Annotated in this window: 27 protein-coding genes and 1 CRISPR repeat array (1 of these 28 cut by a window edge); of the genes, 19 read left to right on the top strand and 8 right to left on the bottom strand. The window is 51.6% G+C overall.

Going from position 1 to position 25,355, the window contains the following annotated elements; all coding sequences use genetic code 11:
* Positions 1-52: 52 nt before the first annotated feature.
* On the bottom strand, positions 53-277 hold the full coding sequence (locus L2Y54_RS18435) for an Arc family DNA-binding protein (protein ID WP_236498121.1): 225 nt from the start codon (positions 275-277) through the stop codon (positions 53-55).
* 117 nt (positions 278-394) lie between these two features.
* Here L2Y54_RS18435 and L2Y54_RS18430 point away from each other — a divergent pair, with 117 nt between their 5' ends.
* The 17 genes from L2Y54_RS18430 to pheA all read left to right on the top strand — a co-directional run bounded on the left by L2Y54_RS18430 (position 395) and on the right by pheA (position 14,764).
* On the top strand, positions 395-556 hold the full coding sequence (locus L2Y54_RS18430; protein WP_236498120.1) for an Arc family DNA-binding protein: 162 nt from the start codon (positions 395-397) through the stop codon (positions 554-556).
* 105 nt (positions 557-661) lie between these two features.
* A complete protein-coding gene (locus L2Y54_RS18425) occupies positions 662-1,060 on the top strand; it encodes a hypothetical protein (protein WP_236498119.1) in 399 nt (132 codons plus the stop codon).
* Positions 1,057-1,248 (top strand): hypothetical protein, encoded by a 192-nt coding sequence (locus tag L2Y54_RS18420; RefSeq protein WP_236498118.1) that lies wholly within the window; start codon positions 1,057-1,059, stop codon positions 1,246-1,248. Before L2Y54_RS18425 ends, L2Y54_RS18420 begins: the two co-directional genes overlap by 4 nt.
* The gene (locus L2Y54_RS18415) at positions 1,245-1,472 is read left to right on the top strand and encodes a hypothetical protein (protein ID WP_236498117.1); all 228 of its coding nucleotides are present in this window, start codon (positions 1,245-1,247) and stop codon (positions 1,470-1,472) included. Before L2Y54_RS18420 ends, L2Y54_RS18415 begins: the two co-directional genes overlap by 4 nt.
* Positions 1,469-1,663: a hypothetical protein gene (locus L2Y54_RS18410; protein WP_236498116.1), complete on the top strand. Its 195-nt coding sequence runs from the start codon at positions 1,469-1,471 to the stop codon at positions 1,661-1,663. Before L2Y54_RS18415 ends, L2Y54_RS18410 begins: the two co-directional genes overlap by 4 nt.
* Positions 1,656-1,967, top strand: a complete 312-nt coding sequence (locus tag L2Y54_RS18405; RefSeq protein ID WP_236498115.1) for a hypothetical protein — start codon at positions 1,656-1,658, stop codon at positions 1,965-1,967. Before L2Y54_RS18410 ends, L2Y54_RS18405 begins: the two co-directional genes overlap by 8 nt.
* Positions 1,964-2,308, top strand: a complete 345-nt coding sequence (locus L2Y54_RS18400; RefSeq protein WP_236498114.1) for a hypothetical protein — start codon at positions 1,964-1,966, stop codon at positions 2,306-2,308. Before L2Y54_RS18405 ends, L2Y54_RS18400 begins: the two co-directional genes overlap by 4 nt.
* Positions 2,309-2,310: 2 nt before the next feature.
* Positions 2,311-3,984, top strand: a complete 1,674-nt coding sequence (locus L2Y54_RS18395; protein WP_236498113.1) for a hypothetical protein — start codon at positions 2,311-2,313, stop codon at positions 3,982-3,984.
* Between the two features lie 64 nt (positions 3,985-4,048).
* Positions 4,049-4,360: a hypothetical protein gene (locus tag L2Y54_RS18390; protein WP_236498112.1), complete on the top strand. Its 312-nt coding sequence runs from the start codon at positions 4,049-4,051 to the stop codon at positions 4,358-4,360.
* A gap of 66 nt (positions 4,361-4,426) precedes the next feature.
* Positions 4,427-4,684 carry a helix-turn-helix transcriptional regulator gene (locus tag L2Y54_RS18385; protein WP_236498111.1) on the top strand — a complete coding sequence of 86 codons (258 nt, stop codon included), beginning with the start codon at positions 4,427-4,429 and terminating at the stop codon, positions 4,682-4,684.
* 3 nt (positions 4,685-4,687) lie between these two features.
* A complete protein-coding gene (locus tag L2Y54_RS18380; protein ID WP_236498110.1) occupies positions 4,688-4,861 on the top strand; it encodes a hypothetical protein in 174 nt (57 codons plus the stop codon).
* Entirely contained in the window at positions 4,848-7,445 is a 2,598-nt protein-coding gene (locus L2Y54_RS18375; RefSeq protein WP_236498109.1) for a toprim domain-containing protein, read from the top strand. The genes L2Y54_RS18380 and L2Y54_RS18375 overlap by 14 nt, the downstream gene beginning before the upstream one ends.
* 795 nt (positions 7,446-8,240) lie before the next feature.
* On the top strand, positions 8,241-8,621 hold the full coding sequence (locus L2Y54_RS18370; RefSeq protein WP_236498108.1) for a hypothetical protein: 381 nt from the start codon (positions 8,241-8,243) through the stop codon (positions 8,619-8,621).
* Between the two features lie 71 nt (positions 8,622-8,692).
* Positions 8,693-11,269 (top strand): DNA gyrase subunit A, encoded by a 2,577-nt coding sequence (gyrA, locus tag L2Y54_RS18365; protein ID WP_236498107.1) that lies wholly within the window; start codon positions 8,693-8,695, stop codon positions 11,267-11,269.
* Positions 11,270-11,275: 6 nt separating this feature from the next.
* The gene (serC, locus tag L2Y54_RS18360; protein WP_236498106.1) at positions 11,276-12,361 is read left to right on the top strand and encodes a 3-phosphoserine/phosphohydroxythreonine transaminase; all 1,086 of its coding nucleotides are present in this window, start codon (positions 11,276-11,278) and stop codon (positions 12,359-12,361) included.
* A gap of 139 nt (positions 12,362-12,500) precedes the next feature.
* Positions 12,501-13,664 carry a phosphoglycerate dehydrogenase gene (locus tag L2Y54_RS18355; protein WP_236498105.1) on the top strand — a complete coding sequence of 388 codons (1,164 nt, stop codon included), beginning with the start codon at positions 12,501-12,503 and terminating at the stop codon, positions 13,662-13,664.
* Positions 13,661-14,764 (top strand): prephenate dehydratase, encoded by a 1,104-nt coding sequence (pheA, locus tag L2Y54_RS18350; protein ID WP_236498104.1) that lies wholly within the window; start codon positions 13,661-13,663, stop codon positions 14,762-14,764. Before L2Y54_RS18355 ends, pheA begins: the two co-directional genes overlap by 4 nt.
* Here pheA and L2Y54_RS18345 read toward each other — a convergent pair.
* Genes L2Y54_RS18345 through L2Y54_RS18315 form a run of 7 tightly spaced genes read right to left on the bottom strand, consistent with a single transcriptional unit; the run spans position 14,743 to position 21,984 of the window.
* Complete coding sequence (locus L2Y54_RS18345) at positions 14,743-15,465, bottom strand: glutamine amidotransferase-related protein (RefSeq protein WP_236498103.1); 723 nt, start codon at positions 15,463-15,465, stop codon at positions 14,743-14,745. The genes pheA and L2Y54_RS18345 overlap by 22 nt on opposite strands.
* Positions 15,466-15,472: 7 nt before the next feature.
* Positions 15,473-16,279, bottom strand: a complete 807-nt coding sequence (locus L2Y54_RS18340; RefSeq protein ID WP_236498102.1) for an ABC transporter permease subunit — start codon at positions 16,277-16,279, stop codon at positions 15,473-15,475.
* A complete protein-coding gene (locus L2Y54_RS18335; RefSeq protein ID WP_236498101.1) occupies positions 16,276-17,160 on the bottom strand; it encodes an ABC transporter permease subunit in 885 nt (294 codons plus the stop codon). The genes L2Y54_RS18340 and L2Y54_RS18335 overlap by 4 nt, the downstream gene beginning before the upstream one ends.
* Positions 17,157-18,248, bottom strand: a complete 1,092-nt coding sequence (locus L2Y54_RS18330; RefSeq protein ID WP_236498100.1) for an ABC transporter ATP-binding protein — start codon at positions 18,246-18,248, stop codon at positions 17,157-17,159. The genes L2Y54_RS18335 and L2Y54_RS18330 overlap by 4 nt, the downstream gene beginning before the upstream one ends.
* Positions 18,249-18,250: 2 nt before the next feature.
* Complete coding sequence (locus L2Y54_RS18325) at positions 18,251-19,348, bottom strand: polyamine ABC transporter substrate-binding protein (protein ID WP_236498099.1); 1,098 nt, start codon at positions 19,346-19,348, stop codon at positions 18,251-18,253.
* 30 nt (positions 19,349-19,378) lie between these two features.
* Entirely contained in the window at positions 19,379-20,659 is a 1,281-nt protein-coding gene (locus L2Y54_RS18320) for an NAD(P)/FAD-dependent oxidoreductase (protein ID WP_236498098.1), read from the bottom strand.
* A complete protein-coding gene (locus tag L2Y54_RS18315) occupies positions 20,659-21,984 on the bottom strand; it encodes a glutamine synthetase family protein (RefSeq protein WP_236498097.1) in 1,326 nt (441 codons plus the stop codon). The genes L2Y54_RS18320 and L2Y54_RS18315 overlap by 1 nt, the downstream gene beginning before the upstream one ends.
* 71 nt (positions 21,985-22,055) lie before the next feature.
* On the opposite strand from L2Y54_RS18315, the gene L2Y54_RS18310 reads away from it, so the two are divergent.
* Complete coding sequence (locus tag L2Y54_RS18310) at positions 22,056-23,522, top strand: aldehyde dehydrogenase (protein ID WP_236498096.1); 1,467 nt, start codon at positions 22,056-22,058, stop codon at positions 23,520-23,522.
* Positions 23,523-23,533: 11 nt separating this feature from the next.
* Positions 23,534-24,823, top strand: a complete 1,290-nt coding sequence (gene gabT, locus L2Y54_RS18305; RefSeq protein WP_236498095.1) for a 4-aminobutyrate--2-oxoglutarate transaminase — start codon at positions 23,534-23,536, stop codon at positions 24,821-24,823.
* A gap of 108 nt (positions 24,824-24,931) precedes the next feature.
* Positions 24,932-25,355: a CRISPR direct-repeat array (repeat unit 37 nt; unit sequence GCTTCAACGAAACCGGAACAAACCGCTCCGGGATAAC) (it continues 117 nt past the right edge of the window).

Below are 25,355 nucleotides of genomic sequence, written 5' to 3'. Positions count from 1 at the left end.
GAGTCAATTGTATGGGCTACAGCAACGCTTTGCCTACTAAAAACAGAACTCCCTACTTACCCGCTTTGGTGAGTTCTTCCCGTATCAGTTCCCGCACTTGCGCGGCGGTAAGTGGCTGGTCATCCATTGGGAGTTGTGAGAACGAAGCCTCAAGCCTTAGCAGCATTTCAGCATTCAGTGACCTACCGGCGGCTTTCGCGGCGGTATCAAGTTTTTCCCTGAGTTCTTTGGTAAGCCTGATGGGATACGGGTTTACCTGTTGTGGTTCTTTGCTCATGCCTCCCATTTTCCGTTATGTCTCTATTTGTATCAAAGATAGCTATAGATAGCACTTGTATCTATTTTCTGATTGCCTTATGCTTATGTCTGTATCTAATAGATAGGAAATGAAAGGATGAATGACAAGCAAGTAAAGCCGTACCCAGTACGCCTTGAACCAGAACTAAGCCAATGGGTGAAGGAACGGGCAAAGGCGGGGGATAGATCAATGAACGCGGAACTTGTCCGCATTGTGAGACAGGCAAAGGAGGCGGAAGAACAGAAACAAGCGGCGTAAGCCATAACGAACAAACCCCGCACGAAGCGGGGCTTATCCGGGCTGCAAGGTGGTTCCAACACCCAAACAGCCCATTTACTGATCGAAGTTAAGAGAACTCAGCAAATGAAAGCTAATGTTATCACAACGCCTAACGGCACAAACAAGACCTATCCCCCCGCTCACCATCGTGACGTGGAACATTTACGCGAAGAACTGGAAGCTATCGGCAACCTGTTGAACGTGTGCCTTGATTCCATGCGACTGGTGAACGCGCTCGAACTGCTTTCCACCGTGGAAGTACTGCAAATGGCGGCTGATCGTGCATTTGAAGCGGTTACACCGGCAAAGGAACTTGAAACCACCCTGTATGAACAATGGCTCACTGACTGCCAACACCAAAAGGAACAGCAACAAGCCGAAGAACACGCGCAATGGAAAGCCAACCTTCCCCCTGAAGCGGCTGAAGCCTTTGCAGCGGTCAATGCAGCGTATGGCATCCAATCAGAGGAGAAATCTGTATGACTATCTCCTCTACCCTGCCATTTGAGCAACGCCTGAAAGTGGCACAAGCCACCATTGACGCGCAACTTCAACGCGCCAAACCCGCCAACCGTCAAAGCCTGCTGAATGGCTTGTGGGCACGTTGGATAAATCACAACGTCCTCAACCACAAGCCCACCCTGCAACTGATGCAAGGAGGCAAGCTATGAACGACCTGAAGCGAACCCTGCAAGACATCAACCGCGCAGCAAACAGCCTAGAGATTTACTCATATTCTGCCCTTTCGGCAATGAACGGCACGCTTTTGGGCGCGTATGGCACTGAGAACGCTACCGCCTATACCCAACGTCGCCTTGATGACGTGCTGATGATGTTGCGCGAACTGGAACAACTCCATGCCAACCTGAAGCAGGCAATGGAGGTGCAACCATGAAATTCTATATCAAAGTTGAGCTTATCAACGGCTTGCGTCTAATCACAGGATGCACCACAGACCGCGAATATGCCGCTACTCATTGGGGATTAGGCGCATACAGCGCGGTCTACGCTGACAACGCGCATGAAGTCAAAGCGGAAAGTATCCGTGCTGGCTTGACTGATGCAGCGGGGGTGAATCATGGCTAAGCCACTCAATCAACTAGACCTGTTTGCACTGTCAACAGTCGCACCAGTAACGCCAGAGCCAACCATCAGCGGTTTGCACTGGTACAAACCCGACGGTTCACCGCTAACCATACGCAGCATTCACACGGGCAAGCTCTACCCCGCACGATACGAATATCAGGGCGTGGTGTGGTCAGGTCGCGGGCGTATGCCGTGGGTAATCGACTGCTATCAGCACGATCAACACAAGCGCAACCGTGAAGCGGCGTTTGCTGCTATTGAGGCGGATATGTTGAAACGTGGTTATCGGAGGGCTTCATTATGAACCAACCCAACCACCTAACCGTATCCCCTTCCAAGATCGAAAAAACCCACGGGCATGTAGGCACGGCTGGCAATCTATTCCGTCACGTCGCTGATTTTGCGGCACGTGCGGAACTGTTTAAGCACGTTACCAATGGAATCGGCTCACTGGCGGTTCTTTTCTATGCCGTGAACTTCTCAGACGTGGTGGCAGGCGATAACTACATTTACGCGGTTTATCAACTGTTCCCAGTATTCGCAGCACTGGCAATTGTGACAACGTTATGGACAACACCGGCAAATAGCCTGCTACGTGTTTTATACATCGTCGGTCTTTACACAATTTCATGGATGGGGGTTTAATCATGAATCTGAATAACGCTTACCCTCTTTTCCAAGAGATCACCAGTTCAACCGCGCAATTGGAACAGCACAAAGCTGATTTGCACGGCATTAAAACTTCTCAGTCAATATGGAGTATTGCGACGTTTTTCATATACCTATCGTTTACCAGCGTATTATTTGCTGGCGTGTCGGTATTCGCCCTGCAAGATTACCTATTTGCTAATAAGACCAATGTTGTGGGGATGCTATGGGTGATTATCGTCACTCTAAGCGTACCAGCGGCGTTAAGTCTGGCGAAGCACTTCAATTACAAGGCGATAGCGAAAGATGGCTTTAATGACCGCCGGAAGATTCAAACCATTATCTATTTCATTATTGCACTAGCGATTATTAGCGGCATTTACTACGAAAGCATTTCTGCAAGTACCAATTTGCAGGTAAAGAGTTTTCATGCAGCGGATAATAGCGCAATGGGTAAATCACTCACCAGTGCAACCATTGTTAATAGTGGCGCGTCTGGAATGGCCGAATCTATTGCTAAGGCTCAAAAGTCGTATAACGCTTGTTTGGTTAAACTCGAACAAGCTAAAAAGACCAATCCTGAAACAAAGTTTCATTGTAATGGTGACAAAGGCATGGTTGATTCTTTAAAGGAACAGGCTAATGCTGAACGTGCAAGCAATGCTGAAGCAACCTCTAAGGCGCAAGCGGTTAACCATGAATTAATGAAAGCCGAACGAACAGAACAGGCTATCCCGCCTGCTAAATTCGCTAGTCAGATTTTCAATACATCTATTGATGGTGGCGTGATGATTATCACCCTAATAGCGGCATTGCTACTGGAACTGATACACGTCACGACTATTTTCAATGAGTCCAGAACATTGAAAAACATTCGCCATTACACCGATATGCTGAAGGATTTGAACGGTTCATATTTCAAAATGACGGGTAAAACATTTTCACCAGATGATTTTACAGATGACCGCGTTATTGATTTATCGAAGGATGAATTAAACCGCCCTACCCCGAATAATCCTGAAACGTTCAATGATGATGGTTATGAAATTCGCACTAAGGGCAAGCCTTATTCTGATTCTAAAATCGGGTTTGGCAATCCTGCTACTGCAAGTCGTTTCAAATGGCAAGATTCAGAAATCGAATTGCCAGCGAAACCAGAAAGAACGTTCGGGTTTATTCCATCGCGTTCTAGTGAGTCGCTGGCAGCGGAAAACCGCAGGAAATACCCGCAAGAAATCGTTATGCCAATGACCGACCGCCCTACCCCTCACGACTATGGTGCAGTACCGCGCAAGGACGCGAATCTAGGCACTCACAAGCCACTAGGACAAGCGACTAGACGGCTAGGTATACCTAGTCAACCTAGCCTAGATGAAGCCACTAGAACGAACGGTGAATCTAGCCTAGATGACCGTCTAAAGCGTGTTTCTGATGAATTGTATCCTGCATGGATTCAGGTGATTAAAGCGAAGGAAATTACCAACGCAAAAGAGCCTACACAGAAATTTATCTGGAAGCATGACCAAAGAGGCGAAGGCTTAACAGTACTATCTGCCAATGAAACACAGCGTATCTGGATTGAATGGCAATCAAGGGCATTGTGTGACGGCGTATTAGTCGCAAACCCGAAATATCAACCCGGCAACCGTCAAGCTAAATACTTACTTGCCTGAACCCAACAGGGCAGGGGATTAATAACCCTCTGCCCATTATTTAAAACATGAAGGTGAACCCAAAATGAAACAGATTATTAACGGCAAGACATACAACACCGCAACCGCTACAGAACTTTGCTCAGTATCAGCCAATTGCGCACACACTGAGTTTCAGTGGTGGGGCGAAACGCTTTACCAGACCACTAAGGGCGCTTATTTCCTGCACTGTGAAGGCGGCGCAATGAGCCAATATTCTCAGAGCTTTGACGGTGGCGAACGTACCGGCGGTGAAAAGCTGACAGCGCTCACCCGTGATGAAGCAATTGAATGGGCAGAACTGCGGCAAATTAACCCCGATCAACTGCCAAATGATTTGCAACCTGAAGAGGCTTAATTAACCCAACAGGGCAGGGGATTAATAACCCTCTGCCCATTTTTAACACTCATTGGAGTATTTACCATGCAAACCCTAGCAAAAATTAACACTTTTGATTTCCAAGAATGGAAGCAAAAACTACAGCACCAAAAGCCTGAAATGCCTATCGGTGTCCGCCTGATTGATATGCATGAAATCGTGATGAAAACCGGATACAGCAGAAGCACCATAAACCGCTGGCGTAAAGCCGGAACCTTCCCTTATGGCACGTTATACGGCACAAGTACGCGCAGATGGTTAGAATCAGAAATTGACGAATGGATTTATCAGGCAAGAGGGTAATTTATGGAAAGCACCAATAAAAAAGCCTTGGCTGCTGCTAACAACCAAGGCGCAATAGTTAAAACATCGAAACTCAATTATAGAACAGTCCGTTTGATTTTTCAGCTTGACCTTGATGTTTTTACAGCCATTTTCAAAGAATTTAATAACGGTGGGGTGAATCATGCAAGTTGCTGAAATCGTCAAACGCTTACAAGCTGATTATGGAATGAAACACAAAGGCGCGTTTTTGCGTGAAGGTGTTTGCCCTGAGTGCAGCAAGAAAGAACTATTCATCAGTGCCAATGAACCGCACCACCTTAAATGTGGGCGTGAAAACAAATGCGGGTGGGGTAAGAATACCCGCGAACTCTACCCCGATTTGTGGAAGCCGCTGCATGAACAATACCCCGCCACCCCGAAAGACCCGAACGCCACCGCACGGGCTTACTTGCGTTTACGGGGTTTGAACCCTGAGTTGTTTGTCGGGCAATTTATGCAAGCGCAACGCTATGAGCGTGATGCTATCCGCGAACCCAAGGGAACCGAAACCGTGCGGTTCTTTTTGAATGCCGACAGGTCGGTATGGTGGGAACGGTTCATTACCGTTATCGACATGCCCGACAAGCCAAAAAAGGCACACTTCCAAGGCAGCTATAAGGGCTTGTGGTGGCAACCGGCAGGCTTCAGCCCCAAGCAGGGCGACCGCGTGTTTTTGGTGGAAGGTATCCTTGATGCACTTTCGCTTATCCAATCGGGTTACAGTGCCGTTTCGTTAATGTCTTCCTCGAACTGGCCCGAACATTCCCTGAAGCCGTACTTGGGTAAGGGTATCAAGTGGGTGTTGGCACTGGACAACGACAAAGCAGGGCAGCGCTATAACCTCAAGTTCTACCGTGAACTTACCCGCATGGGCGAAAAGGTTGACGTATGTACCGCACCCGACAAAGACAAACGCGACTGGAACGACCTGCTGAAAGCCTCAGGCGGCAAAATCCAGCTTGATGCACTCGATGAATGGTTCTACACCGGCAAACTGTTAACCGCAGCCAACCCACAAGCCAAGGCGCTGCAAATTGCCGGGCGTACCGGCAGAACCCGCTTTACCTTTGAATACGAAGATCAACTGTATGCCGCCAAGTACAGCGAGAAGCAGGAAGACAACCCGGTACAGGTGGAGAAAATCGCCAACTGTAAGCCTGAATTCCTGTACTTCCAGAAAGACACGGTAACGGGTGATAGTGCTTATTACATGCGCGTAACCCGTCCCGGCTTGCCCAAACCCTACAAGGATGTGTTTTCACCGTCTGCCTTAGCCTCTGCCAATGAATTCAAGAATCGGCTGCTGAACGTGGCGGCGGGTGTCATGTTCACCGGCAACACCAAGCAACTGGAATATCACCAGCAAGAATACTGGTTCAATACTGCCAATCTGCCCGAAGTGCAGACCATCAACTTTTTGGGCTATGCGCGTGAATTGGGCGGCTGGATATTCCCCAAACAGGCGGTATTCAATGGCGTGTTACATCAGGTGAATGAAGATGATTTTATCGACCTGCCAGACGGTAGACAGGTAAAAACCTCATTCCGGCAAGATACCGTTACCATCGGCAAAGCAGAGGATTCTCACCAGCCGCAACTATGGCTAGAGGACTTTAAAACCGCGTTTGGTGTGAAAGGCGTGGCAGCGTTGGCATTTTGGGCGGGTTCGTTTTTTGCCGAACAGATACGCAAGAAACAAGCGTCTTACCCATTCTTGGAGCTTTCCGGCGAACCCGGCACGGGCAAAACAACCTTGCTGCAATTTCTTTGGAAGTTAAGCGGGCGGGAAGGGTACGAAGGTATAGAGCTTTCAAAAGCCAGCCATGCCGGACGCTGGCGCTCACTGGAACAATTAGCCAACTTGCCCTTAGTCCTGATGGAAGGCGACCGCAGCGAAGCCAGCCACCAGAAAAAGGCATTCGACTTGAACGAAGCCAAGGGCTTATACAACGGAAGCGGGATGCGGGCGGTAGGTGTGCGCAACGGCGGCAATGAAACCCGTGACCCACCATTCAGAGGTGCGTTGATCATTGCGCAAAATGCGGCGGTAGAATCCGAACGGGCGGTAATGGAACGGATTGTACGGATCCACTGGGACAAATCGCACTTCAGCACCAACGGGCGTTACGCCTCTGAAAAATTGCGTAGTCTGGACATGGAACACATCAACGGCTTCATGACCGCCTGCATTACCCAAGAGAAGCGTTTCATGGAAAAGTACCTTGAAGGCTATCAGATTGCCATGCAGCACTTGGGCAAAGATGACAAGCTCAATAACCAGCGTATCAACCAGAATCACGCGCAAATCATGGGCATTGCCCACGCACTGAAAGCCACCGGCATTTTAAGCGGCTTACTGCCCTCTGATATGGAAGCACTGGATAGCTACCTGAAAGGCTGCTGTAACGACCGCCACCAATGCCTTGAAGCCGATACCCCGGCAATGGCTGAATTCTGGGATATGTACCACTACTTGGAAGAGGAGGCGGGCGGCAAGATCAGGGTGAACCACAGCAAAGACCCCACACGCATTGCGATCAGCATCAACCAGTTCCATGAAGCCATGATGGAAATGAAACAAAAGCCGCTGGACTTGATGCAATTGCGGCGCGAATTGCGCCTAAGCAAGCGTTACCCCTTCATTGAACAGAAATCCATTTACTCAGCGATCACACAAAAGTCAGTGCAATGCTTTATCTTTTCCGACAAAGAAGGGAAGGCTAACGCACTGGCAGCATGACCGGCTAACAGGGCAATACAGAAACAACCGGGCAATGACCCGGTTTTTTTGTGCCTGTACGTTTGGAAGGCGGGTAGGGTATCCATGCTGCATAGCAACAAATCGGGCATTTTAGTGCTTGTAAGTTATTGATTCATGGTAGACAAAAATTGCGGTCTATACCGTGGGGAAGATGTGAGAAGTGTGAGGTTTTCTAAAACTCATTTATATTCATAGTGTTATAGCGGTTTTCAACTGTGAGAAAAGTGTGAGATTAGTGTGAGGTTCTCACAGTGAGAAGGTGTGAGATTTTACATAGTGAAAAATAACGGTAAGTAATTGTTTATAAAGATAATGATAAAAAACAGTCTCACACCTCTCACAGTTATGGTGTGAGAAAAGTGTGAGATTCTCACAGTAGGTAAACCATTGAATAAAAACATCTTTCCCGTTATTTTCTTAAAACCTCACATTTCTCACACCTGTGCCAGCCCCATGACCTTTTTTTTATTTCCCACGGGCGACCTAAAAAGGCAAAACCGGATCCAAGGGCAGGGCGGGCGATAACTGGCGCTACGGCTGGCACAACCAAAGGGCAGGGCGTAGCAACCTAAACAGTAGTGTGGTAAAACATGGGGTAGATTCTTTAGTGTTGGTATTTTTGTTGGTACGTGAAGAAAGTGAAAGAAGGAAAAACCCGAAATAACATAATGTTACAATGGTTTTTCAGTAGGGAGTTCAGCCTCCATTTCCTTCTCAAAGATCTTTATTATTGGTATCTCGACTAACCCCTACTGTTCAATAGGAAAACACCGAATGCCAGACTCCGCAAAATTGTTACTGAGTATTGTCGAATTGGGCGGCTACCCGGATTTTACCCCGCTGTACCAGCGCATGGGTTACACCGTGGCGCGAGAAACCAGTATGCGCAAAGTGCTGCAATTCCTGAAGAAAAACACGCCAGCGGTGATTGTGGCGGAATTCAACTTCCAGTCGGATTTTCGTGATCGCACCAGCAGTTTGGAATCCATGATGGCGGTGGTGCAGCGTTTTGCAGATACGCGTGTGGTGGTGTTTTACGACCGTGAATATGCCCACCAGTTGGCACGGCTGACGGAGCGGTTCCCGCTGGTGACGTTGGCATTTCCGATTGCCGAAGCCGATGTGGAACGCGCCTTAGCCAATCAAAGCGCTTAACGCAAATGCGCACATCCTTACTTTTTCTGGTATAATCGCGCACTTCATGATTTAGGTGATCGAACAATAATATGGCCACATTTGCCAAGGAAATTATCCCGGTTAATCTCGAAGATGAAATGCGTCAGTCCTATCTGGACTACGCGATGAGTGTCATCGTCGGGCGTGCTTTACCAGACGTGCGCGACGGTTTGAAACCCGTCCACCGCCGTGTGTTGTTTGCCATGAGCGAACTCGGCAACGAATGGAACAAGCCCTACAAAAAATCCGCACGTATCGTCGGTGACGTGATCGGTAAATACCACCCGCACGGTGATACCGCTGTGTACGATACAATGGTGCGCATGGCGCAACCGTTCTCGCTGCGTTACATGCTGGTGGATGGGCAAGGTAACTTCGGTTCAGTCGATGGCGATTCACCCGCTGCGATGCGTTACACCGAAGTGCGCATGTCCAAAATTGCCCACGAATTGCAAATGGACATCGACAAAGAAACCGTCGATTTCGTCCCCAACTACGATGGCAATGAGAAAGAACCCAGCGTTTTCCCCACGCGCTTGCCTAACCTGCTGATCAACGGTTCATCCGGTATCGCGGTCGGGATGGCGACGAATATTCCCCCGCACAACATCACCGAAACCGTGAATGCGTGCCTCGCGTTGCTGGCTGATCCCGATATGGACATCAGCGATTTGATGGAATACCTGCCGGGGCCTGATTTCCCCACTGCCGGTATTATCAATGGCGCACGCGGCATCCGCGAAGCCTACCGCACTGGCAAAGGTCGCATTTACGTTCGCGCCCGTGCCAATGTCGAAGTCGATGAACGCACCCACCGCGAAACCATCATCGTCACCGAGTTACCGTATCAGGTAAACAAAGCGCGTTTGCTGGAAAAAATCGCCGAACTGGTTAAAGAGAAAAAGCTTGAAGGCATCTCCGAATTGCGCGACGAATCCGACAAAGATGGGATGCGCATGGTGATTGAACTCAAGCGCGGCGAATCCGGCGAAGTCATCATCAATAATCTCTACAAGCAAACCCAGATGCAGAGCGTGTTCGGCATCAATATGGTGGCGTTGATCGACGGTCAACCACGCTTGTTGAATTTGAAGGATATACTGGCAGCCTTCTTACGTCACCGCCGTGAGATCGTTACGCGCCGCACGATTTTTGAAGTGCGTAAAGCCCGCGAACGCGCCCATATCCTCGAAGGCTTGGCGGTTGCGCTCTCCAACATCGACGACATTATTACGCTGATCAAATCCGCACCTAGCCCGACCGATGCGAAACTCGGTTTGGTGTCACGGGCATGGAACGCAGGCATTGTCAGCGACATGCTCAGCCGTGCCGGTGCGGATACCTGTCGCCCCGACGATTTGCCCGAACAATACGGTTTGCGCCCCGATGGCTATTGGCTGTCTGAAGTGCAGGCACAGGCGATTTTGGATTTACGCTTGCACCGTTTAACCGGTTTGGAAAAAGACAAAATCCTTGCCGAATACCGTGAATTGCTGGAAAAGATTGCCGATTTGCTGGAAATCCTCGCTAACCCTGACCGTTTGCTGCAAGTGATCCGTGATGAATTGCTGCTGGTACGTGATACTTACGGCGATGCACGGCGCACCGAAATCAACGTGGTCGGCGAAGACCTGTGCATGGAAGACCTGATTGCTGACGAAGAAGTCATGGTCACGTTCTCGCACGCCGGTTACGCCAAAGCGCAAACGCTGGACACTTACCGCGCGCAAAAACGTGGCGGACGTGGCAAAGCGGCGACGGCGATGAAAGACGAAGATTTCATCGAAAAACTGTTCGTGGCGAGTATGCACGACACCTTGCTGTGCTTCTCCAGCCGTGGACGCATGTATTGGCTGAAAGTTTACCAGTTGCCAATGGGCGGACGCGGTGCTCGCGGCAAGCCAATGGTCAACTTACTGCCACTGGAAGAAGGCGAACGCATTAACGCAGTATTGCCGATTCGCGAATACGCCGAAGACAAATACATCTTCATGGCAACCTCGGAAGGCACGGTCAAGAAAACCCCGTTGACGGAATTCTCACGCCCGCGTACTGCTGGGATCATTGCGGTTGATTTGCGTGATGGCGACCAATTGGTTGATGTTGCCGTGACCAATGGCGATAACGAAGTCATGCTGTTCAGCAATTCCGGCAAAGCCATTCGTTTCCACGAATCCGACGTGCGGGCAATGGGGCGTACTGCGGCTGGCGTGCGCGGTATCCGCATGGATGATGGGCAAGAAGTCAACGCGCTGATCATTCTGGGCGAAGGCGAATTGTTGATTGCCACCGAAAACGGTTACGGTAAACGTACCCGTGCCGAAGAATTCTCGCAGCAAGGGCGTGGCGGGCAAGGCGTGATTGCGATCCAAACCTCTGACCGCAACGGTAACGCGGTCGGTGCGGTGCAGGTACGCGATGATTGCCAAATCATGCTCATCACCGACGGTGGTACGCTAGTGCGCACCCCCGTTGCTGACGTTTCCATCGTGGGGCGCAATACACAGGGTGTGACCCTGATCCGCCTCAATGATGGGGAAAAGTTGGTGCAGATTGCGCCGATTTTGACCGATACCAGCGATGCTGCTGACGATGACACTACAGACTTAACCGACGATCAGGAATAAGCACCCATGAAAAGAGTATTCAATTTCAGCGCAGGCCCTGCCATGTTGCCGCAATCTGTCCTTGAACAAGCCCAAGCCGAAATGCTGGACTGGAACGGGAGTGGCATGTCGGTGATGGAAATGAGCCACCGTGGCAAGGAATACATGTCCATCGCTGCTGAAGCCGAGGCGGATTTGCGCGAAATCATGGGTATTCCGGCTAACTACAAAGTGCTGTTTTTGCAAGGTGGCGCAAGCAGCCAATTCGCGATGATTCCGCAAAACCTATTGCGCGGCAAAGGCACGGCGGATTACGTGGATACCGGCGATTGGTCAGCCAAAGCGATCAAAGAAGCCAAGCGTTACGGCAATGTTAATGTGGTTGCTACTACCAAAGCGAGCAATTACACCAGCGTTCCGGCGTTTGATACTTGGACGTGCGATGCCAATGCTGCTTATTTGCACTACACCCCGAACGAAACTATCCGTGGGGTGGAGTTTGCGTGGGTTCCTGAAACAGGTGATGTGCCGTTGGTGGCGGATATGTCGTCTACCATCCTGTCACGCCCACTGGATGTCAGCAAATTCGGCTTGATTTATGCCGGTGCGCAGAAAAACATTGGCCCGGCGGGTCTGACCATCGTGATTGTGCGGGATGACTTGATTGGTGAAACCTTGCCCGGTACGCCGACCATGTTTGATTACAAAATCCACTCAGATAACGAATCCATGTACAACACCCCAGCCACCTATGGCTGGTATTTGGCGGGTTTGGTGTTCAAGTGGATCAAGCAGCAAGGCGGCTTGGCAGGCATGGCAACCCTCAACGAACGCAAAGCACAAAAGCTCTACACCGCGATTGAGGCATCCGGCGGTTTCTACAACAGCCCCGTCGCTGCGGATTGCCGTTCGTGGATGAATGTCCCGTTCACGTTGGCAAATGCTGATCTCGACAAAGCGTTCCTCAGTGAAGCGGCGCAACAGGGTTTAACCACCTTGAAAGGCCATCGTTCCGTCGGCGGGATGCGTGCCAGCATCTACAACGCCATGCCAGAAGCAGGCGTCGATACGTTGGTCAGCTTTATGCAAGACTTTGCGAAGAAGAACGGGTAAAGAACCCCTCACCCCCTAACCCCCTCTCCCTCAAGGGGCGAGGGGGGACAAGATAAAGATATTCTCCTCTCTTTAGCCCCTCTCCCCTTGAGGGAGAGGGGTTGGGGTGAGGGGTAACACCACAGGAAAGGATACCCCCATGTACAACATTCAAACCCTCAACGCCATTTCCCCCAAAGGATTGAACCGCCTCCCCGCTGACCGCTACACGGTTTCTGATCATGCCATTGATGCCGATGCTATCTTGCTCCGTTCCTTCAAACTCCACGATTATCCGTTTAGTGACAACTTGTTAGCCGTCGCACGGGCGGGTTCGGGGACGAATAATGTACCCATTGAAACGCTTTCTGAGCGTGGGGTGGTGGTATTTAATGCTCCCGGTGCAAACGCCAATGCCGTGAAAGAGTTGGTGTTGGCTGGAATGCTGATCGGTTGCCGAAATATCGGCCCCGCAATGGATTTCGTGCGTGGTTTGCAAGGTACAGACGCTGAAATGAGCGTCGTGGTTGAAGCAAGCAAAAAGCAATTTACCGGCTTTGAATTGCCAGGTCGAACGCTAGGTGTGATCGGTTTGGGCGCAATCGGTGTGAAAATCGCCAATGCAGCGCGTAGTCTTGGCATGAATGTCATCGGTTACGACCCGACCATTACCATCGAACGCGCTTGGCAACTCGATTCCGACGTGGAAGCTGCTCCCAATTTGGATGCTTTGTTGGCACAATCCGATTTCATCACTTTCCATGTCCCGCTGATTGATAGCACACGTAACCTGATCAATACTGCAAGCCTGCAAAAGCTCAAAGACGGTGTGGTGCTGCTCAATTTTGCCCGTGACGGTATTCTGGACGATAGCGCGGTATTGGCAGGTTTGGAAAGCGGCAAGGTATACGCCTACGTCTGCGATTTTCCCAGCAATGCGTTGCGTGCCAACCCGCGTGTCGTGACCTTACCGCATTTGGGGGCAACGACTCGCGAGGCGGAAGAAAATTGCGCCATCATGGTGGCTGATCAGGTGCGCGATTACCTCGAAAACGGTAATATCTGCAATTCCGTCAATCTGCCGAATGTGAAATTGCGCCGCACTGGGCTGGCGCGTATCGCGGTGGTAAACCAGAATAACCCGGATATGCTGGGTAAAATTTCTCATGTTCTGGGGCAGACTGGCGTGAATATCGCCCACATGCTGAACGATTCCAAAGGCAATATGGCTTACACGCTGATGGACGTGGATTCGGTGGTGAATGAAGATACACGGGTAGCCTTAGCCGCGATTCCCGGCGTTTTGAAGGTAAGATTGCTTTGAGTAACACGACTGTTTCCGCCACGAATACGGCACTCGCTGCCTTGCGTGAACGTATTGATGCGCTCGACACCCAGTTGCTGGCGTTGTTGAACGAACGCGCCCGCTGTGCCGAAGAAGTCGCGCACACCAAGCTGGCGGAAGACCCGAATGCGAAATTTTACCGCCCCGAACGCGAGGCGCAAATCCTCACGCGGATGCAGTCGTTGAATGCTGGCCCGTTGCGCAATGAGCAAATTACGCACTTGTTCCGCGAAGTGATTGCGTCGTGTTTGGCATTGGAAGAGTCGATGCGCATTGCGTATTTGGGGCCAGCGGGGACGTTTACCCAAGAAGCGACCTTCAAACATTTTGGGATGAATGTCGGCACGTTGCCGGTGGATTCGATTGCGCAAGTATTTCGCGAAGTGGAAGCAGGGCGGGTGCGTTACGGGGTTGTGCCGATTGAAAATTCTACCGAAGGTGTGGTGACGCACACGCTGGATATGTTCATGCAGTCGGGTTTGCGGATTTGCGGAGAAATTTCCCAGCGCATTCATCAAAACCTAATGTGTCGGCATGAAAACTGGCAAGGCGTGCAAAAAGTGTATGCACACGCGCAATCGTTGGCGCAATGCCGTTATTGGCTGGATAAGCATTTGCCTCATGCCGAACGCATTCCGGTCAGCAGCAACGCGGAAGCGGCGCGTTTGGTTGCTAGCGATGATACTGCGGCGGCACTGGGTAGCCGTCAAGCTGCACCGATTTACGGTTTGCAGATCGTGCAGGACAGTATCGAAGACAATCCCAATAACACCACGCGCTTTTTGGTGATTGGGGATCAGGTGGTTGCACCCAGCGGCAATGATCGCACGTCGTTGTTGGTTTCCACCCGTAACCGCCCCGGTTCGCTGTATCACTTGCTGAAACCCTTGGCGGAAAATGGTGTGGATATGACGCGGATTGAATCGCGTCCGGCTCGCACCACCAATTGGGAATACTTTTTCTTTTTGGATGTGCGTGGGCATGAGCAGGACGCGGACATCAGCGGCGCATTGGCGGCGTTGCGTGATGAGGCGGAAGTGGTGCGGGTGCTGGGGTCTTATCCGGTTGCCATTATGTAGAAATTCGCCATCCAACGGGCAACCTCAGCACTGTCCGTAACCGCATTGGCTTGATTCAGATCCGCCAACGCTGGTGCAGCAATCTCATGGGGCAAGGGCGCATCATCCCGCAGCTCAATCAAGGCACGTTCAAACGCCAGCGTAAATTCCGGGTGAGCTTGCACGCTGAACGCTGAAGTCCCATAAACCAACCCAGCATACGGGCAAAAGTCCGATTGCAGAAACACTCGCGCTTGCGGCGGACATTCCATCACCTGATCCTGATGCATGGCATTGAGGGTGATGTTGGCGGGTGCTGAACCCATCCACGGCAAAGATTGCTCTACCTGATAGTGATGCCGCCCGACGCCCCAGCCTTGCGGTGCTTTGGTCACTTTGCCACCCAAGGCTTCCGCCATTATTTGATGCCCAAAACAAATGCCAATTAACGGCACTTGTGCCTGTTGAATCTGGCGGATCAATACCTTTAACGGTTCTAACCAGGGCAAATCATCGTACACGCCATGCCGCGAGCCGGTGATTAACCAGCCGTCACAGGCTTGTGGCGAATCCGGGAATTCGCCATCCATCACCGCAAATACCTGAAAGCGTAAATCAGCGTCGGTTTGCCCCAACAAGGCGGCAAACATGGTGGTATACGTCCCGTGTTCGGGGATTAATTCATCCGGCGCACGTCCGGTTTCCAGAATGCCAATCAGCATGGCTTGATTACCTTTTTACTGGTTTGCTGCGCGACAACTGCCACACAGCGATTAAAACGCCAATGGCAACGACTGCCATCATAATGGTTGCCAGCGCATTCATTTCGGGGCTAACACCGAGCCTTACTTTGGAAAAAATCACCATCGGCAAGGTGCTATTGCCGGGGCCAGAGGTGAAGCTCGCGATAACCAGATCGTCAAACGATAGCGTAAAGGCCAAGAGCCAACCTGACAAGAGCGCGGGGGTAATCAAGGGCAGGGTAATCAGGAAAAACAGCGATGCAGGGCGTGCGCCCAAGTCCAACGCGGCTTCTTCCAACGACTCATCCATATCCGACAGGCGTGCTTGCACAATCACTGCCACATATGCCATGCAGAACGTGGTGTGGGCAATAATTACCGTGAGAGTGCCACGTTCGGCAGGCCAACCAAACAGGCTTTCCATGCCGACAAACAGCAGCAGCAAGGATAAGCCGGTAATCACTTCCGGCATTACCAGCGGGGCTGTCACCATGCCCACCAGCAGCATTTTCCCTCGAAACTTGCGCAAGCGTGACAGGCTGAAACCCGCTATCGTGCCTAAAATCACCGCCAAGGTTGCACTGATCACCGCGATTTTCAAACTGGTAGCGGCAGCATCCATGACCTGCTGATTCTGCAATAACGCGCCATACCATTGGGTAGAAAACCCGCTCCATACCGTGACCAGCTTAGAGGCATTAAAACTGTAAATCACCAACGCAATAATCGGTGTGTACAAGAATAAAAACCCCAAGGTGGCAGCGATCAGTAAGAAAGTGGAATAGCGTTTCATGCGCCACCTCGTTTAGCATCGCCCTGCGTGCGGCGGAACAGCATAATTGGCAACACCAATACCGCCAGCATCACAATAGCCACGGCAGACGCCATCGGCCAATCCCGATTCAGGAAAAATTCATCCCACAATACCCGCCCAATCATTAACGTATTGGCACTGCCCAGCAATTCAGGAATCACAAATTCCCCCATCACAGGAATAAACACCAATAAACTCCCCGCAATAATACCGGGTAGCGACAAGGGAAAAATGACATGCCAAAAGGTTTGATACGGGCGCGAACCTAAATCCGCCGACGCTTCCAGCAGATTTTCGTCGAGTTTTTCCAGCGTGGCATACAAGGGTAAAATCATAAACGGCAAATAGGTATACACAATCCCGATATACACCGCAAAATCAGTATTCAACAGGGTTAAGGGCTGGTCGATAATGCCGATGGACATCAGGAAATTATTGATTACCCCGTTTTTTCCTAAAAAACCCATCCACGCATACACCCGCAGCAAGAATGACGACCAAAACGGTAAAATCACCAGTGCCAGCAAGACAAGGCGATAACGGCGGCTACGCGCAATCAGGTAAGCAATCGGATAGGCAACTATCAAAATAACTAAGGTCGAAATGGTCGCAATTTTGAGTGAGCTTAAATAAGCGTCCCAATACAGGGAATCTTCCAGCAAAAAACGGTAATTGCTGAAATGAATGGCGAAGTTAGCGGTACTGTTTTCAGCATCCCATTCCAATAAGGGCGTGTAAGGCGGTTGAGTCAGCGCCGGTTCGCTAAAAGAAATCTGGAACACCACCACAAACGGAATCAGGAAAAACAGCACCAACCAAGTGGTGGGAATCGCAATGACCGCAGCTCTACCCCATTTCATACATTGAGTACCACGCAATTAGCCGAGTTCCAATACACATAGATCCGGTCATCCCATGCAAAATTATCTTCATCGTGGCGAATGCGGTTGGTGCGGATAATACGGATGGATTTGCCGGAATCGAGCCTGATTTTGAAGGTGGAATTACTCCCCCGGTAAGCAATTTCTTCGATAATGCCCACGGCAACATTGGTGGTTTGCGCGGGGGGCGCATGGGAAAGTTGGATTTTTTCGGGGCGGATAGCAACCCAAACCTGTTGTTCGGGGGCGCAACTAATCCCGTGTTCAATGCGGATAATGCCGTCTGCCTCCTCGGAGGTGATTTCAGCGGCATTCGGTTCATCCAGCGTGACGCGCCCGGTAAACAGGTTGACAGCCCCAATGAATTCCGCCACCAAACGGCTATTGGGGAACTCGTAAATGTCATGGGGTGCGCCGACTTGGGCAATCTTGCCCTGATGCATAATGCCAATGCGCGTGGCCAGCGTCATGGCTTCTTCCTGATCGTGCGTGACCATGACGAAGGTGATCCCCAGATTTTCTTGCAGCTTGCTCAACTCAAACTGGGTTTCTTCGCGCAATTTTTTATCCAGTGCGCCCAATGGTTCATCCAGCAACAGCACTTTGGGGCGTTTGATTAAGGCACGCGCTAGCGCCACCCGCTGGCATTGTCCTCCGGAAAGTTGGTCGGGTTTGCGTTTGGCATAGGGTCGCAATTGCACCAGTTCCAGCATGTCCGTGACCCGCTGGGTGATGTCGCGTTGGGGTAAGCCTTCGCGCTTCAGGCCAAAGGCGATATTGGCTTCCACCGTCAAATGCGGAAACAGCGCGTAGGACTGGAACATCATATTGACTGGGCGTTTCCAGGGCGGAATGCCTGCCATATCTACCCCGTCGATCAGAATATGCCCGCTGCTGGGTTCTTCAAAGCCTGCCAGCATCCGCAACAACGTGCTTTTGCCGCAACCCGAACCACCCAGCAGACAGAAAAGCTCCCCGGCGGCAATATCAAGACTTACCCCATCGACGGCGGTAAACTCACCAAAGCGTTTGCTGACTTGTTGAAGCTGGATAAAGGCTTGGGGCATGGTTAACGCCCTGTTTTAATGCTAGACCACGCACGGGACAGTTTACGGTCATAAGCAGCACCGTGAGCCTGTTGCACAAACAGTTTGGCTTTTATCTCGGCAGGCGGATAAATACCGGGGTCGTTTTTTACCTCATCGTCAATCAGAGCTTCCGCTTTATTGTTGGCAACGGCATAAAATACAAAGTTGGAAATCGAAGCGGCAGTTTCCGGTTCCAATACAAAGTCCATGAATTGGTGGGCTGCTTCTTTATGCTTGGCATCCGCCGGAATCACCATCGAGTCATACCACAGGATCGCGCCTTCTTTGGGAATGATGTATTTTATTTCGTTACCGTTTTTGGCTTCTACAGCACGGTCTTTGGCTTGCAACATATCGCCGTTAAAACCGACCGCCATGCAGATTTCGCCATTCGCCAAGTCGGCAATGGATTTGGATGAGTGGAAATATTTGATGGAGCTGCGCACGGATTTCATTAAGTCGGTGGCTTTTTCCAAATCAGCCGTTTCTTCGCTGTTGGGGTTTAAGCCAAGGTAATGCAGCGCCAGTGGCATCATGTCCGAGGCGGAATCCATCACGGCAATCCCGCAATCAGCGAGTTTGGCAGCGGTTTCCGGTTTGAATAAGGCATCCCAACTGTCTAAGGGTGCATCCCCCAGACGTTTGGCAATCATTTGGGTGTTATAGGCAATGCCTACGGTTCCCCACGTATACGGCACGGCATGGGCATTGTCGGTATCGAATTTAGCCACCGCTGTTTTCAATTGTTCGTCCAGATTGGCGTAATTGCTGAGTTTAGTTTTATCCACGGGGGCGTGGATGCCCGCCTTGATTTGGCGTTCCAGATTCGCGTTGGAGGGAACTACCAAATCATAACCGCTGCCACCTGCCATTAACTTGGCTTCGAGTACATCGTTGGAATCGTACACGTCGTAGTTGACCTTGATGCCGGTCTTTTCCTCAAATTTCTTCAAATAAGCGGGGTCGAAATAATCAGACCAGTTATAGATGTTCAGCACTTTTTCTTCAGCATTGCTCAAGGTAGGGGTGACTGCCGTAACAGCTAAGGCAATGGCTAATGCCAGTTGTTTGAATTGCATGTAAATCTCCTCCTATTTAAATGTTATCGCTCAAATACCCAGTCGATCCCTCATGATGTACCACCATGACCCCAATACCGTGAGGGGTACACGTAACGTTCGTCCGCCGGGGAAGGGGTAATACGGTAAGGTGGCAAAACTGTCGAAGCGGCTGGCATCACCGTGCAAACTCTCTGCAATAAGCTTGCCAGCCAAATGAGTACAGGTGACGCCATGCCCGCTGTAGCCATGCGCAAAATAAATATTGCTGCCCAAACGCCCGAAGTGCGGTATCCGCGTTAAGGTCAGGGCAAAATTCCCGCTCCACGCAAACTCGACCTTGACCTCTTTCAGGGAAGGGAAAGTGCGCTCCAGATGCGGGCGAAGTTTGGCAATAATATCGCCGGGTTCTGCGCCGCCATACGTGCTACCACCCCCGTACAATAGGCGGTGGTCGGCGGTCATGCGGTAATAATCCAGCATGTAATTGGCATCTTCCACGCAAGTCTGGCTGGGCATCAGGCGTTTACATACGGCTTCACCCAATACTTCGGTGGTAATGATCTGGGTGCTGACCGGCATGATTTTGTCGGTCAATTCAGGCACGGCCTCGCCAAGATAAGCATTGCCACACACCACGACGTAGCGGGCGTTGACCTTACCTTGTGCGGTATGCACGACTGGATTGGCGCTGCTGCGATCGACCTTGGTGACACGCGATTGTTCAAAGATACGCCCGCCGAGTGATTCAATCGCAGCCGCTTCGCCGAGGCACAGGTTCAAGGGATGCAAGTGTCCGCCGCGTTTGTCGATCAAGCCGCCGACATAAGCATCCGTGGTAACGTGTTGTTGCAATTGCGCTTGGTCGAGCATTTCCAACCCAGGATGTCCGTGCTGTTCCCAATTGTGCTTGGTGTGTTCCAGTTCCTGCATTTGCTTGGCGTTGAAGGCTGCAATCACATTGTCAGGGCGCAAATCACAGGCAATGTTGTAATCCTTAACCAGTCCACGAATGATGTCCCCACCTTCCAGCGACATGGCTCCCAAGGCTTGCGCGGCAATCTTGCCGAAACGCTGTTCAATGACCTCTAAATCCCGGCTGTAACCGTTGACGATTTGCCCGCCATTACGCCCGGATGCACCAAAACCGACGCAATCGCCTTCCAACAGCACCACTTGATAGCCATGTTGTGCCAGATGCAGGGCGCTGGATAGCCCGGTAAAGCCTGCACCAATCACGCAAGCATCCGCTTCAACCGTGCCTTGCAAAGCAGGACGAAGCGGTGCAGCGTTGGCACTGGCAGCGTAATAGGAGTTCACATGGCACGTCATTACAGCACCCCAAGGTAGGTTTGGTATTCGGCATCGCTTACCCGGCGGGCGAGTTTGGCGAATTCTTGGCGTTTGATGGCGGTGAAGACCCTTACAAACTCATCTCCTAGCAATTCCCGCATTAAGCTGCTGGTTTCAAATGTCTGAATCGCTTCCAACCATTGGCTAGGCAGGCGTTGGGTAGTGGTGTCTTGGGCTGTATCGCCCTGGTAGGCAGGGGGCGGGGTGAGTTGCTGTTCGATGCCGTGCAGGGCGGCGGCGAGTATCGCGGCGAGTACCAAATAAGGGTTGGCATCCGCCCCTGCAACCCGGTGTTCAATGCGCCGCGCTTCATTGGGGCTGTCGGGAATGCGCACTGCCACGGTGCGGTTTTCGTAGCCCCAGTTCAACGCCACGGGGGCAAGGCTATCCGGTAGCAAGCGGCGGTAAGCGTTGAGGCTGGGGGCGAAAATCAGCATGGAATCTTGCATGGCGTTCAACACGCCTGCCACCGCTTGCGTTAGTTTTTCGCTGCCTTGGGGTGTGCCATTGTCAAAAATATTGTTACCCGCTGCATCCAGTAGGCTGAAATGCAGGTGGAAACCGCTGCCACTTTTGTCGCCAAACGGTTTGGGCATGAAACTGGCGAGGTGCTGGTGTTGTTGCGCGATGGCTTTGACGGTGCGTTTGAAGAGAATGGCATGATCAGCCGCAGCCAACGCATCGGCTTCATGGGCGAGGTTCATTTCAAATTGACCTTCGCCGAACTCGGCAATCACCGGCCCCGTAACAATGCCTTGCTGCTCACAAGCACTGCGAATGTCGCCTAACAATGCGCGGAAGTTATCCAGATCGTGCATGGCATAACTGTCGGGCGGTTGGCTGGCGTGACTGCGCGGCATGAGTGGGGAAAGCGTGGGGTATTCTTGGTGGGTGGAATTGGCATCAAACAGGTAAAATTCCAGTTCTACCGCGACCACAGGGGTCAAGCCATGTTTGGCATAACGCTGGAGAACGGCTTGCAAGATTTGACGCGGGTCAGCACCGAACGGTGAGCCGTCGGGGTTAAACATGGTGACAAGCATTTGTTGGTGCTTGCCATCCAGCCAGGGAATCGGGCTGAGGGTTTGCGGTAGAGGTTGGCAAATGCCATCGCTATCGCCGGTTTCAAACACCAAGCCGTTGGCGGCTACATCGTCCCCCCAAATATCCACACCCAATACCGAGCGCGGCATTTTGTAGCCTTCTTTGAGGACTTTTTCCAATAAAACTAGGGGTAAACGTTTGCCACGCAGGATGCCGTTGAGGTCGGTGAGGAATATGTCAACTTCGGCTAGTCTCTGCATGAGCATCTCCAATGGTGGAATCAGTGCATTCTGTTCTATAGTCATATAGTCCAAACAGCGAGTCAATGTCCATGATTATCACTACATCGCCCGAAATGAATGGGCAAGCTTTTATTGCCGGTGCTTATACGGCTGCCGTATCGGGAAAAACCTTCGACTGCATCAGCCCGGTGGATGGGCGGGTATTGACGCAGGTGGCAGCGTGCGATGTCGCCGATGTCGATCTTGCGGTGCGCGTTGCCCGCGAGGCGATGGATGACGGACGTTGGTGCAATCTTGCCCCAGCGGTACGCAAGCGCACGCTATTGCGTTTTGCCGAGCTGATCGAACAACACGCGGAAGAGCTGGCTTTGCTGGAAACGCTGGATATGGGCAAGCCCATCCGCGATAGCCGTGCGGTCGATGTGCCTGCGACCGTGAACTGTTTCCGCTGGTATGCAGAGGCGATTGACAAGGTGTACGGCGAAGTTGCGCCGACGGCATCCAATGTACTGGCAACGATTACCCGCGAACCGTTGGGCGTATGCGGAATTGTTGTGCCGTGGAATTTTCCACTGATTATGGCGGCTTGGAAACTGGCTCCGGCGCTGGCTGCGGGCAATTCCATCATCCTCAAACCGGCAGAACAATCACCGTTGACTGCCATCCGCTTGGCAGGTTTGGCGTTGGAAGCGGGGATTCCGGCTGGCGTGTTCAATGTCGTGCCAGGATTTGGGGAAACCGCTGGGCGTGCGATTGGTTTGCACATGGATATTGATGGGGTGTTCTTCACCGGGTCAACTGCCGTTGGCAAGCTGTTTATGCAATATTCGGGGCAGTCCAACCTCAAGAAAGTCGGGCTGGAATGCGGTGGCAAAACCGGGCATATCATTCTGGCGGATTGCGGCGATCTGGATGCGGCAGCGGAAGCAGCGGCTTACGGCATCTTTTTCAATCAAGGGGAAATGTGTACCGCTGGGTCACGCTTGATTCTGGATGCGCCAATCAAGGATGCGGTATTGGAAAAGCTCACGGCGTTTGCTGCCACCATGCAACCGGGTAATCCACTTGACCCGGAAACCCGCTTGGGGGCAATGGTGAATCATGAACACACCCAACGGGTGATGGAATATATCCGTCTGGGCAACGAGGAAGCCGAGCTGTTGATTGGTGGCAAGCAATGCGAAGTGGTGGGCGGTGGTTGTTACATTGAACCAACGATTTTCCATCAGGTGGATAACCGGATGCGGATTGCGCAGGAAGAAATCTTTGGCCCGGTATTGGCAGTGATCACGGTCAATGGCGTGGATGAGGCGATTCGGGTTGCTAACGATTCCATCTACGGCTTGGCGGCTGGGGTGTGGAGTGATAATGTGAATACCCTGTTCAAAGCAACCCGCGCCTTGAAAGCGGGTGTGGTATACGCCAATTGCTACGATGCCGATGACATTACCACGCCGTTTGGCGGCTACAAACAGTCGGGAATGGGGCGCGACAAGTCCTTACATGCTTTCGACAAATACACCGAATTAAAAACCACTTGGTTACGCTTACGCTAAGGAAGTTGGGTATGACAAATAACGCAGCATTACAACACCGTAAAGAACAAGCCATTGCCCGTGGGCAGGGCACACTTGCGCCGATTTATGTCAGCCGTGCGGACAATGCGGAATTGTGGGACGTGGAGGGCAAACGTTACATTGATTTTGGTGCGGGGATTGCGGTGGTCAATACCGGGCATGGGCATCCCAAAGTCAAGGCGGCGCTTCATGCGCAACTGGATAGCTTTAGCCATACCTGTTTGATGGTTAGCCCTTATGCGGTGGCGGTGGAATTGGCGGAACAGTTGAATACGCGGGTGCCGATCCAGAATGCCAAAAGCATGTTTGTTAGCACGGGTGCGGAAGCAGTGGAAAATGCCATTAAAATTGCGCGTGCTTATACCGGGCGACCCGGGGTGATTGCGTTTGCGGGCGGGTTTCATGGGCGTACCAATTTGTGCATGGGGTTGACCGGCAAGGTTGCGCCGTACAAGGCGGGGTTCGGGCCGTTTCCGAATGATATTTACCATGTGCCGTTTCCGGTGGCGTATCACGGCATTACGCCTGAGGATTCGTTACGGATGTTGGATATGTTGTTCAAATCCAGCATTGAAGCGAGTCGAGTAGCGGCAATGATTATTGAGCCGGTACAGGGTGAAGGTGGGTTTTATGCTGTGCCGCAGGGATTTTTGGCGCAATTGCGGGGCATCTGTGATCAGCATGGCATTGTGTTGATTTGCGATGAAATCCAGACGGGGTTTGCACGTACTGGCAAGTTGTTTGCGACGGAATATCACGGGGTTGAGCCGGATTTGATGACGCTGGCAAAAGGCTTGGCGGGCGGTTTTCCGCTGGCAGCGGTGGTGGGGAAGGCGGCGATTATGGATGCGCCGAATCCCGGTGGTTTGGGTGGCACATACGGTGGTTCGCCCTTGGGGTGTGCGGCGGCACTGGCGGTATTGCAGGTGATTGACGAGGAAAACTTGTGTGCCAAGGCGGTGCAGATTGGCGAAGTCGTCATGGCGCAATTGCAGGTGTTGCAGGCGGAATTCCCGCAACAGGTGGGGCATTTGCGCCATACCGGGGCAATGATTGCGCTGGAATTGGTAAAGCAGGGCGATGCGAATCAGCCGGATGCGGATTTGACCAAGGCGTTGGTGGCGAAAGCAGCGAAAAAGGGGCTGATTTTGTTATCGTGCGGAGTGCGGGGAAATGTGATCCGTATCCTGACACCGCTGACGATTCAGCAAGAAGTGTTGGCGGAAGGCTTAGCGATATTGACCCAAGTCATGCGGGAGTGTGTGCGGAAAGCATCGTAAAAATCTCCATTAACAGGCACGAAACATCTTCTGTAGGAGCTTCCCCTGCAAGCGAATCGCCAGCAGGGCTGGCTTCTACTGGAGTGATCGACGGTTTTCAAGACCGCCGCTTCAACGAAACCGGAACAAACCGCTCCGGGATAACCAGCCATTGCGTACCATGCACTTGCGCGGAACATGCTTCAACGAAACCGGAACAAACCGCTCCGGGATAACATGCTGCTGGCTGCTGTTGTGGTTTATCGCTACCTGCTTCAACGAAACCGGAACAAACCGCTCCGGGATAACTTCTGCAAGCAATGAATATCAATGATGTGGTGATAGCTTCAACGAAACCGGAACAAACCGCTCCGGGATAACTCTTTTCCAGCCTTTGCGTACTCTATTTCGCCGTAGCTTCAACGAAACCGGAACAAACCGCTCCGGGATAACGCCCATTGCAGACGGCGCGTGCTTGTTTGTTTCGGTGCTTCAACGAAACCGGAACAAACCGCTCCGGGATAACTCACCAGCACGTAAATGATCTTCAAAC

Source organism: Thiothrix winogradskyi, assembly GCF_021650935.1.
Lineage (GTDB): Bacteria > Pseudomonadota > Gammaproteobacteria > Thiotrichales > Thiotrichaceae > Thiothrix > Thiothrix winogradskyi.
This window is presented reverse-complemented; position numbering and strand designations above follow the sequence as displayed.

Coding starts and splice junctions, on each gene's coding strand:
- L2Y54_RS18435 (WP_236498121.1), bottom strand. CDS start 277: ATGAGCAAAGAACCACAACAGGTAAACCCGTATCCCATCAGGCTTACC.
- L2Y54_RS18430 (WP_236498120.1), top strand. CDS start 395: ATGAATGACAAGCAAGTAAAGCCGTACCCAGTACGCCTTGAACCAGAA.
- L2Y54_RS18425 (WP_236498119.1), top strand. CDS start 662: ATGAAAGCTAATGTTATCACAACGCCTAACGGCACAAACAAGACCTAT.
- L2Y54_RS18420 (WP_236498118.1), top strand. CDS start 1,057: ATGACTATCTCCTCTACCCTGCCATTTGAGCAACGCCTGAAAGTGGCA.
- L2Y54_RS18415 (WP_236498117.1), top strand. CDS start 1,245: ATGAACGACCTGAAGCGAACCCTGCAAGACATCAACCGCGCAGCAAAC.
- L2Y54_RS18410 (WP_236498116.1), top strand. CDS start 1,469: ATGAAATTCTATATCAAAGTTGAGCTTATCAACGGCTTGCGTCTAATC.
- L2Y54_RS18405 (WP_236498115.1), top strand. CDS start 1,656: ATGGCTAAGCCACTCAATCAACTAGACCTGTTTGCACTGTCAACAGTC.
- L2Y54_RS18400 (WP_236498114.1), top strand. CDS start 1,964: ATGAACCAACCCAACCACCTAACCGTATCCCCTTCCAAGATCGAAAAA.
- L2Y54_RS18395 (WP_236498113.1), top strand. CDS start 2,311: ATGAATCTGAATAACGCTTACCCTCTTTTCCAAGAGATCACCAGTTCA.
- L2Y54_RS18390 (WP_236498112.1), top strand. CDS start 4,049: ATGAAACAGATTATTAACGGCAAGACATACAACACCGCAACCGCTACA.
- L2Y54_RS18385 (WP_236498111.1), top strand. CDS start 4,427: ATGCAAACCCTAGCAAAAATTAACACTTTTGATTTCCAAGAATGGAAG.
- L2Y54_RS18380 (WP_236498110.1), top strand. CDS start 4,688: ATGGAAAGCACCAATAAAAAAGCCTTGGCTGCTGCTAACAACCAAGGC.
- L2Y54_RS18375 (WP_236498109.1), top strand. CDS start 4,848: ATGCAAGTTGCTGAAATCGTCAAACGCTTACAAGCTGATTATGGAATG.
- L2Y54_RS18370 (WP_236498108.1), top strand. CDS start 8,241: ATGCCAGACTCCGCAAAATTGTTACTGAGTATTGTCGAATTGGGCGGC.
- gyrA (WP_236498107.1), top strand. CDS start 8,693: ATGGCCACATTTGCCAAGGAAATTATCCCGGTTAATCTCGAAGATGAA.
- serC (WP_236498106.1), top strand. CDS start 11,276: ATGAAAAGAGTATTCAATTTCAGCGCAGGCCCTGCCATGTTGCCGCAA.
- L2Y54_RS18355 (WP_236498105.1), top strand. CDS start 12,501: ATGTACAACATTCAAACCCTCAACGCCATTTCCCCCAAAGGATTGAAC.
- L2Y54_RS18345 (WP_236498103.1), bottom strand. CDS start 15,465: ATGCTGATTGGCATTCTGGAAACCGGACGTGCGCCGGATGAATTAATC.
- L2Y54_RS18340 (WP_236498102.1), bottom strand. CDS start 16,279: ATGAAACGCTATTCCACTTTCTTACTGATCGCTGCCACCTTGGGGTTT.
- L2Y54_RS18335 (WP_236498101.1), bottom strand. CDS start 17,160: ATGAAATGGGGTAGAGCTGCGGTCATTGCGATTCCCACCACTTGGTTG.
- L2Y54_RS18330 (WP_236498100.1), bottom strand. CDS start 18,248: ATGCCCCAAGCCTTTATCCAGCTTCAACAAGTCAGCAAACGCTTTGGT.
- L2Y54_RS18325 (WP_236498099.1), bottom strand. CDS start 19,348: ATGCAATTCAAACAACTGGCATTAGCCATTGCCTTAGCTGTTACGGCA.
- L2Y54_RS18320 (WP_236498098.1), bottom strand. CDS start 20,659: ATGACGTGCCATGTGAACTCCTATTACGCTGCCAGTGCCAACGCTGCA.
- L2Y54_RS18315 (WP_236498097.1), bottom strand. CDS start 21,984: ATGCAGAGACTAGCCGAAGTTGACATATTCCTCACCGACCTCAACGGC.
- L2Y54_RS18310 (WP_236498096.1), top strand. CDS start 22,056: ATGATTATCACTACATCGCCCGAAATGAATGGGCAAGCTTTTATTGCC.
- gabT (WP_236498095.1), top strand. CDS start 23,534: ATGACAAATAACGCAGCATTACAACACCGTAAAGAACAAGCCATTGCC.